This is a genomic window from Microcoleus sp. T3_B1 (assembly GCF_036700445.1).
GTDB lineage: Bacteria > Cyanobacteriota > Cyanobacteriia > Cyanobacteriales > Microcoleaceae > Microcoleus.
Window position 1 is genome coordinate 1 of the sequence record NZ_JAUBOX010000152.1, and the last position, 8,106, is coordinate 8,106.

Annotated in this window: 7 protein-coding genes and 1 pseudogene; 2 read left to right on the forward strand and 6 right to left on the reverse strand. The window is 46.2% G+C overall.

The window, feature by feature from the left end; genetic code table 11:
* Nucleotides 1–152: 152 nt before the first annotated feature.
* On the reverse strand, nucleotides 153–1,355 hold the full coding sequence (gene alr, locus QT990_RS34875; protein ID WP_333148086.1) for an alanine racemase: 1,203 nt from the start codon (nucleotides 1,353–1,355) through the stop codon (nucleotides 153–155).
* 249 nt (nucleotides 1,356–1,604) lie between these two features.
* Here alr and QT990_RS34880 point away from each other — a divergent pair, with 249 nt between their 5' ends.
* A complete protein-coding gene (locus QT990_RS34880) occupies nucleotides 1,605–3,185 on the forward strand; it encodes a peptidoglycan-binding protein (protein WP_333148084.1) in 1,581 nt (526 codons plus the stop codon).
* A gap of 96 nt (nucleotides 3,186–3,281) precedes the next feature.
* Here the strand turns inward: QT990_RS34880 and QT990_RS34885 are convergent, their stop codons facing one another.
* The 5 genes and pseudogenes from QT990_RS34885 to QT990_RS34905 all read right to left on the reverse strand — a co-directional run bounded on the left by QT990_RS34885 (nucleotide 3,282) and on the right by QT990_RS34905 (nucleotide 7,348).
* Complete coding sequence (locus tag QT990_RS34885) at nucleotides 3,282–4,301, reverse strand: S-layer homology domain-containing protein (RefSeq protein WP_333148082.1); 1,020 nt, start codon at nucleotides 4,299–4,301, stop codon at nucleotides 3,282–3,284.
* A gap of 77 nt (nucleotides 4,302–4,378) precedes the next feature.
* Nucleotides 4,379–5,104: pseudogene (locus tag QT990_RS34890) on the reverse strand (DUF3370 family protein); the annotation flags it as partial.
* A gap of 526 nt (nucleotides 5,105–5,630) precedes the next feature.
* The gene (locus tag QT990_RS34895) at nucleotides 5,631–6,122 is read right to left on the reverse strand and encodes a DUF3370 family protein (protein ID WP_445252102.1); all 492 of its coding nucleotides are present in this window, start codon (nucleotides 6,120–6,122) and stop codon (nucleotides 5,631–5,633) included.
* Between the two features lie 146 nt (nucleotides 6,123–6,268).
* The gene (locus QT990_RS34900) at nucleotides 6,269–6,493 is read right to left on the reverse strand and encodes a DUF3370 family protein (RefSeq protein ID WP_333148080.1); all 225 of its coding nucleotides are present in this window, start codon (nucleotides 6,491–6,493) and stop codon (nucleotides 6,269–6,271) included.
* A gap of 12 nt (nucleotides 6,494–6,505) precedes the next feature.
* Complete coding sequence (locus QT990_RS34905; protein WP_333148078.1) at nucleotides 6,506–7,348, reverse strand: Uma2 family endonuclease; 843 nt, start codon at nucleotides 7,346–7,348, stop codon at nucleotides 6,506–6,508.
* A 116-nt stretch (nucleotides 7,349–7,464) separates the two neighbouring features.
* Here QT990_RS34905 and QT990_RS34910 point away from each other — a divergent pair, with 116 nt between their 5' ends.
* Nucleotides 7,465–8,031 carry a competence protein CoiA family protein gene (locus QT990_RS34910; RefSeq protein WP_333148076.1) on the forward strand — a complete coding sequence of 189 codons (567 nt, stop codon included), beginning with the start codon at nucleotides 7,465–7,467 and terminating at the stop codon, nucleotides 8,029–8,031.
* Nucleotides 8,032–8,106 lie beyond the last annotated feature (75 nt).

The window sequence follows — 8,106 nt, forward strand, 5'->3', positions numbered from 1 at the left end:
AACAGGCAAGATGCCTGTTCCACAAAATATAAATTTTCTTGTGGAACAGGCATCTTGCCTGTTCATAAAAGGCTAATTGAGAATGGTCCAACATATGAGTTTAAACCGACTTTTGCTATGAGGCAGGGGTTTAAACCCCTGCCGGGCTATTGTTAATAGTGTACTGCTACGCGGGGCAATCGGTGTTTAAAACCGCAGAGAATTTCCCACGAAATAGTTCCTAAAGTCGCGGCCCAATCGTCAGCACTAATTTGATTTTCCCCATCTTGGCCCAACAGAGTCACCACTTCGCCAACTTCTAAATCGGGAATATCAGTTACATCCAGCATTAATTGATCCATCGTCACGGCTCCCACTTGCCGCACGAACTTACCCCTGACTAAAACCTGCATTTTATTAGAAAGATTGCGCGGAATACCATCTGCATAGCCGATACCAATTACGGCAATCTGTGTCTGACGCTGAGCTATAAATTGATAGCCGTAACTGACGCCGGTTCCTGCTTCAATTGTTTTCACCTGCGTTACCCTAGCTTTTACCTGCATTGCGGGCTTCAAATTGGATCTCGACTGTAAGTGAGGAGCTGGATAAAGACCGTAGGTAGCTAAACCGACTCGCACTAAATCGTAGTGCAAATCCGGGTCAGCGAGGGCGGCAGCAGAGTTTGCCAAGTGGAGGCGAGGGGGGTTAATTCCTGCTATTTTAATTTGCTCGATCGCCTGTTTAAACCGCTGGTGCTGCTCTCTCATAACTGTGGGGTCGGGACTGTCTGCAGTCGCCAAGTGAGAGTAAATGCTGGCTAATTTTAAATTGGGCAACCGATTGACTAATTGCACAAATTCTGTTGCTTCCTGCCAGGGCGTACCCAAGCGAGACATTCCCGTATCTAACTTAGCGTGAACTGGCAAAGATTGGTTAAGACCAGCGAGAACTTCCGAAAAAATTAGGGCTTGTTTGGCAGTACAAATAGTGGGCTGCAAGTGCCATTGGGCGATCGCCTTTACCTGTTGGGCTGTATGGGTTGCCCCCAACAGCAAAATCGGCGCTTCTATCCCAGCTTCTCGCAATTCTATTCCTTCGGGAATTGTCGCGACTCCCAGCCAACTAGCACCTGCTTGCAATGCTGTTTGACTGACTGCAACAGCACCATGCCCGTAAGCATCCGCTTTCACAACGGCCATCAGTTCTGTATCGGGAGATAAGAGTTTTTTAAGCTGTTTTACATTGTGAGTTAAAGCTGCTAAATCGATTTCTACCCAAGCCCGCTGGCAAAGTCCCCCGTTATCGTCCCACAGCAAAGTCTGGCGGGATTCTTTTGTCGTTGATTCTGCGGTTGTTTGTTCCCCACTCCACATTGTCGATCGCTCCTACTTGCTTACACCATTAAAAACTGCTCTAAAAACTGCTAGGATATTTTACCCTAAGTTTGATTATAATCAGATTTTTCCTTTAATCAATGTTATACAACTTTAAAAAAAGAATGCAACGGTCAGCAAGCTGCAAACCCATATTGCATCAGTCATTCGCCATCTAAAATCTAAAATCTAAAATCTAAAATGGTATTAACTGGTGTATCATAGCACCAAAAATACCCGGTAAAAACTATGGACGGACTGGCCTACCTACATTTAGCTGAAACTTGGGAAACGGCTGCGAGTCAAACTCGATCGACAAACTCAAAAATGCACCGGAATTTAGCCTCTGCTCCTTTACTTTTCTTTACGATCGCTCTCACAATTTTCAATTTAGTCAATCCCGCACTCGCCATCAAAAAAGGTGATTCAGGCCCGGAAGTTGCCAATCTCCAGCAAACTCTGCAAGCAGCAGGATATTTTCGCGGTAAGGCTACAGGATTTTACGGTTCTCTCACCCAGGCTGCTGTGAAAAAGTTTCAAGCAGAGAACAACCTGAAAGTTGACGGAATTGTCGGCCCTAAAACCTTGTCAGCGCTGAAAGGCAAGCCGGAAGAGGCGAGTAGTGAAGCTGCGGAAAAAATAGCGCCAAATGTCGATCGATCTTCGCCATCTCCTACCGCCACAGAAAACCCAAACGAACTCGAAGATACAACTAAAACTCAGCCCCAAGAACCTCTATTTCAAGAACCTTCTTTGCCACCATTTAAAACAGAAAATTCCGAGGAGCAAGAAACTGGATCGCAACCCCAAAGGCTAGTAAATCCTCCCGACAACACTCAAGGAAAAATGACCTTGAAAAAAACAATTTACGGCAACATCTCGCCCAAATCAATAGTTTATTCGGGAGATGGCTTGTTTTTTGCTCAAAACATGATGTACCGCCACACAATCACAGTTTACGACAGGAACTTTAATTTAGTCAAGACTATTCCCGATACAGTAAACTTGTCGAAGTTCGGCTTTTCTAGATTCAAAGGCAATTATAAAGGCTCTCCCGTAGAAGCTGCTTTTTCAACCGATGGCAAATATGCCTACGTCTCCAACTACAAAATGTACGGTTCGGGGTTTAGCAATCCGGGAACCGACAGGTGCTCTCCAGCAGCAAAACACGACCAAAGTTTTCTGTACCGCATCAATACCCAAACTTTGAAAATAGAAAAGGTAATTCCTGTAGGTGCAGTGCCGAAATTCAATGCTGTTTCGCCTGACAATCGCTTCGCCCTCGCGAGCAATTGGTGCAGTTGGGATTTGAGCGTAGTTGATATCAATAAAAATATCGAAATCGAGCGCGTGAAACTGGGTGCATATCCTCGGGGTATTGTTGTCACTCCCGACTCAAAAAATGCCTATGTTGCCATCATGGGTTCTTCCAATATTGCGAAAGTTAATCTCATAGACTTTTCGGTAGAATGGCTGAGAAATATTGGCAATGCGCCGCGTCATTTGACGATCGATCCCAACGGAAAGTATCTTTATGCCACTTTGAATGGTGAAGGAAATGTGGCAAAAATTGACCTAAAAACTGGTAAAGTGGTGGACAAAGTTTCGACAGGAAAAGCACCTCGCAGCATGACGATTTCCGATCAGGGAAAACTGCTTTATGTGGTCAACTATTTCTCGAATACTGTTAGCAAAGTTAGGACGAGCGATATGAAAGTGCTGCAAACAGTGAAGGTTAATTCAAGCCCGATCGGGATTACTTACGATCCGGAAACTAATCAGGTTTGGGTAGCTTGCTATTCGGGCAGTATTATGGTGTTTCAAGATTAATTTAGCAGCTTCGTAGTTAGAGCTTCAGTCCTGACTACAAACAAGAGCGATTAAATGTTATTGTGGGGCGTTGCTCTGAGCAACGCCCCTAATATATTACTTGGACAACTTTACAGGCTTCACCACATACTCAGAAGACTTAGCAGGTACTTGGCCTTTTTTGGCCATAGCTTGGTAAATCATGGCTGCTACTTCAGCGCGAGTTGCTGTTCTATTAGGCTGCAAAAGTGCGCGCTTCGGGTGATTGACAACAATGCCAGCTTCCGTGGCTGCTGCTACTTTGTTAACTGCCCATTTCGGCACTTTTTTCCTGTCTGTATAAATCTGTAAAGTTTTGCTTGCTTTCGCTGACTGTTTCAGGTTTAAACCGCTCGCTAAAGCTGTGATGACTTCCACACGGGGAATATTTTTGTCGGGACGGAACTCATTGTTTGGGTATCCTTTAAGATATCCAGCTTCGACGGTGTGGTCGATCGCGGGAGCGACAGGACTCTTGTCTTTTACGTCTTTAAAATCAATTGGTTTTCGGATCGGTTCTTTGTCGTCGGACATTCGCTGAATCAAGCGCGCTAGTTCGGCTCGCGTCATCGGTTCGTCGGGACGAAATTTGTTGTCGGTGGAATCAGCAAAGATTTTGCGATCGACTAAAGCTACAATGAACGGACGCGCCCAATATTTGTCTGGAACATCGGAGAATCTAACGAGCCCAACTTTGGGTTTATCAGCTTTCGGTTTGGTAATTGCTGGATTGGGAGTCGATCGCGCAATTGGCTTGGGAGGAACAACGATTACACCCACCGGAGGAGTTGCCGGTAAAATCCGCCCTAAAGGTGCAACAGGTGCGACATCCGGTTTTGACGGAACGGGGGTTGCAGCGGGCGATCGCAAATCCGAATTTGGCGATTCTGGCGTTAATATTCCCGGAGTCGCGGGCGTAACCGCAGGCTGAGAGAAAACGGCTGGAAATTGCCAATTTCTGGCATTCAATCGATCGGGATTTTTACCTGTTACCCAAAATAAAATTGCTCCCATCGTGCCGAAGGCAACCAAGATAGCAATCAATTCATCCAATCCTAGAGGGTTTCTTTCCCCTGACGGGGGTTGTGAAGAAGACATATTGTCACCTACATACTAATGTAGAAATTAAATCACATATTTTTTGGGTCTGGTAGTGACTGAAATAAATAAATCAACTATTCCAAAGTTCTCACTGTCAATACTTGCGGCGGCGTGGAATCGGGAGGATAAATAAAATCAACTTTTACCGATCGCGTTTCTGTCGCAGCTAACCTCAACTTTACCATCGGTTCCACAACTTGACCGAAACGGTGCCACAAATGCACGTAGCGAGTTACATCGTAACCTCCATCATCTTGGTAGCGCAGCCGCACAGTACCTCGAAAATAGGGAAAATCTAGGGGAGGTTGGCGAAATCGCAATCCATTTTTTGAGAGTCGATCTTCTTTTAAAGGCGTTTCCAAACTCACCGCTACCGTTTGCGGTTTTTGGGCAGTGTTATGCAGCGGCAAAATCAGATTGTAGTGTACGCCGTAATTGCCGTGGGCTTCGTAAGCAGTGTCGGGATAGCGCGCCAGCATTTTTCCGGCTTGCACTTGTTGGGTTCCCAAAGTGCCCCCGCGCAACGTAGAGATCGCATAGGATATCGCTTTTCCAGTCTGGGGAATTGCCAGATTTTTAGCATCGCGATCGACTAATTCCGCTTCCCATCCCGAACCTGCCTGTACCCCCGCCACGCGGCCGTAAATCAGGCTTCCCGAAGTCGCGTCGGGGGGAGTCGGGGTTTTGTCGCGGGGGCCTGCCAAACCGCCATTATTCAGCAATTGCTGCCATTCTTCCAGAGTTGGCGCGCGCTCGCCCCCATCAGCATTTTGAGGTGCATACATTGCCAAAGTAGCGGCTTGACACTCCCCGACCTAAAGGTGCAGGGATTCTTAATTCAGCGACTAACCTTTAAGTGTTGCGTCATGAAAGGCAATACTCCGACTTTTCAACCGTAGAATCCTACCAATTAACGAGCCTGAGCAAGCAGCCACCCCAGCGGGTCTGTCTCCAAAAGCGTACTAGAATACTTATCTAGAGTTTGGGTATGCCCTACCCTACTTAACAATCCTACAAATAGTTTGTTTTGACTGGTTTAAGGCTTACTGAATTCAGCCTCTAGCTGTTTAAAGAGTTTTCGCTGCTCTGCGTCCCCCGGTTTATGCCTAAAAGTGTGTCTCATGTCCTGTTTCACGAGGGCATTGCGAATTTGACCTTGACTTTTATACTATAGCGGTTCTCAAGCGTGGTGAGGTATGCCCTATGCCCACGGAGGCCTATGCCCTATGCACGTCGGGTACCTCATGTTACTGAGAAAGGCTATATACCCCAGATATCGGAACTTACGGGACTTTTTTAAAAAAGTTTTAAGAAATTAAAGCTGTCCTAGAAGGACAGGGTTTTAAACCCAAATTTTTGATAAACCTTGCCGCTACTTTTGAGCCGCACAAAGGTAGAACGACCATTTATCGGCTTTTCCAGACCCCGCACGGGAATAGGGCGATTCATCAACAATGCGGTTTCTCCCGGTGCAATGAGCAGTTTTGCGGGAAAATCCGGCTGCCGCATTCCCCGCAAAACGTTATCGACAGCGCGAATCCCAGGGCCGGAATATACTTCGCCGTTGGGACTCTCACTTAGTGCTGGTTTTTGTTTGAACGGTGCGTCTGGTTCCATCAGGTAACTGGCTGCCTGTAACACTTCCACCGTCACGGGTTCGGATCTGGGATTGTAGAGCAAAGCTGCGATATACAAAGTGCGTAGATTTGCGGGAGTGTGAGAAAAGTGGTGAGCAAACAGGTTAAATTGCCCTTGAAAGGCGAAGTTAAGGTGAGCTGCGGGGACTTTTTTGCCGTCTGGGGGAAAGGTTGAGAGCAAAATGCCTTCTTTTTTGACAAGCGAATTTCAAAGGTGGTACCCGCCACGTGATTTATCCGTGGAATCAATCCCAAATCGAAAATCGAAAATCCTCAAGAAAGAGCATTTATCTCGCGCAAGTCAATCTAAAATCTAAAATCTAAAATCTAAAATCGATTGACCCATTCGGGACTGTTGCTGTTGAAGAGGGGGATATTGTCGAGTTTTCCGGGGAGCGATCGCACTTCGGCATCTAGTACAATTTCCTCTGGTGCTGGTTTTCCGGGAATAGATTGTACGGGTTTTTTGACGTACAACAATCCGCCGACTGCACAAAGGACGATCGTAGAAATGCCAGCAATTCGAGAAAAGAGATTTGGCTTCTGAATCATGAAAGTTAACTGTCAGCCCAATCTCTGTACATCTTCCACCGACAGCGACAGCGCCTGAGCCACTTGCTCTACAGTTAAACCCATTGCCAACAGTTGGGGAATAGCATCCCGTTGGGTTTGTTCTGCGCGATCGGCCCTTTGGCGTTCCTGTTCGGTATGGAGGCGTTCGAGTCTAGCTTGTTCGCTACCAGTTAACAACAAATTCCCCTGATTATCCCACCAACGCAACCATCGCTGATGCTGATTTTGATAGCTACCTTCCCACACACCTAACTCTACTCCCATCATGTCGATCGGATAATGTCCGCGATCGTTCGGTTGCAAACGGCGATAACGAGTATTCACCCAGTTATAGACTTCCAATTCGCTCGTTTTAATGATGTATATCGCATAGTAAGGAATGTGAATAATCTGCTCGTATACCCAAAACTTTCCGGGTTTCTGGTTGACACCTTCTGGTAAGCGAGATAAGGGAGTATTGTTTCGTTCTTCAGAGCCATTACCACTAGCAAATTCGATCGCAATCAATGGCACAATATACTCGCGCCAAATCACGTAAGAGCGGCGAATTTCCCCATCTATTAGGGGCGGAACGTTGGGAACGTAGAACCAGTCAGGTGCTTCGGCTCCCTTTTCTGGAGGGTCGGTTTCGCGCCAGTAAATGCCACAATCTTGCCCTATAGCATATTGTCCGTCGGGGTGAAGGGTTTGCAGTGTAGTTTCCAGGGAGTCGGTGAGTAGGATACTCTGGGGATGTTCTTGGAAGTTTTTCACAAACGTGCCGTCGGAGTCAGGTAGTTGGGTGTGATCGGGAAAGGCGGGGGGTAAGGTTGTGGGGTTGAGGCTTTGGGTCATGTCAGCTATCCGATGGTGAAAGGACAGATGCTCTATTTAAGTATAGCCATTGTATATCGAAGGGCTTTAAACTGTTTAATAGGCTCTCTGTCTATCGTTTAACTACAGGTGTGACCATGCCCTTAATTGCCAAAATCGCAAGCACTAACGAACGAGTAGACATTACAAAATTGAAAAATCCTCGTGCTGAACTGAAAGCAGGTGACTTAGTATGTCAGCTTTGTGGTAGTCCGATGATTATTAAGCAAGGGATGATCAAAAAACCTCATTTTGCCCACAAAGCAGAATGCACAAGCGATTACCAAAGCCATCCAGAAAGTCCTGAACATCTTGCAGGGAAAGAGTTGATAGCAAAAACTCTCAAGGCAGAACTGCCAGAGTACAGCCTTGCCCAAATAGAATATGAGTTTCCTATTCCTGAAGTAAGGCGGATTGCTGATGTTGTAGCAAAGTTTCCTAACGGGTGGATAGTCGCTCACGAGTGCCAACTAGCTTCAATAACAGTTGAAGAACTTGAAAAACGAACAGAGGATTACTTATATGCAGGAGTTGACGTTATTTGGTGGCTTGGCAAAGCTGCAAATACCAAGTCCAATCTCGATTGGTCTCACTCAAAGTTTGGATTTGCCCTCGTACTCAATTACGAGCAATTGTCCGCCCACGCTCAAGGAAGTCAAGATTAGGCGTTGCTGAGTTAGAGTATGAATAGGAGGAATAATTTATGCAATGCCCAGAATGTAAATCAACCCATATCCGTA

Excerpts from the sequence above, each read along its gene's own strand:
- alr (WP_333148086.1), bottom strand. The coding sequence starts at position 1,355 with ATGTGGAGTGGGGAACAAACAACCGCAGAATCAACGACAAAAGAATCC.
- QT990_RS34910 (WP_333148076.1), top strand. The coding sequence starts at position 7,465 with ATGCCCTTAATTGCCAAAATCGCAAGCACTAACGAACGAGTAGACATT.
- QT990_RS34900 (WP_333148080.1), bottom strand. The coding sequence starts at position 6,493 with ATGATTCAGAAGCCAAATCTCTTTTCTCGAATTGCTGGCATTTCTACG.
- QT990_RS34905 (WP_333148078.1), bottom strand. The coding sequence starts at position 7,348 with ATGACCCAAAGCCTCAACCCCACAACCTTACCCCCCGCCTTTCCCGAT.
- QT990_RS34885 (WP_333148082.1), bottom strand. The coding sequence starts at position 4,301 with ATGTCTTCTTCACAACCCCCGTCAGGGGAAAGAAACCCTCTAGGATTG.
- QT990_RS34880 (WP_333148084.1), top strand. The coding sequence starts at position 1,605 with ATGGACGGACTGGCCTACCTACATTTAGCTGAAACTTGGGAAACGGCT.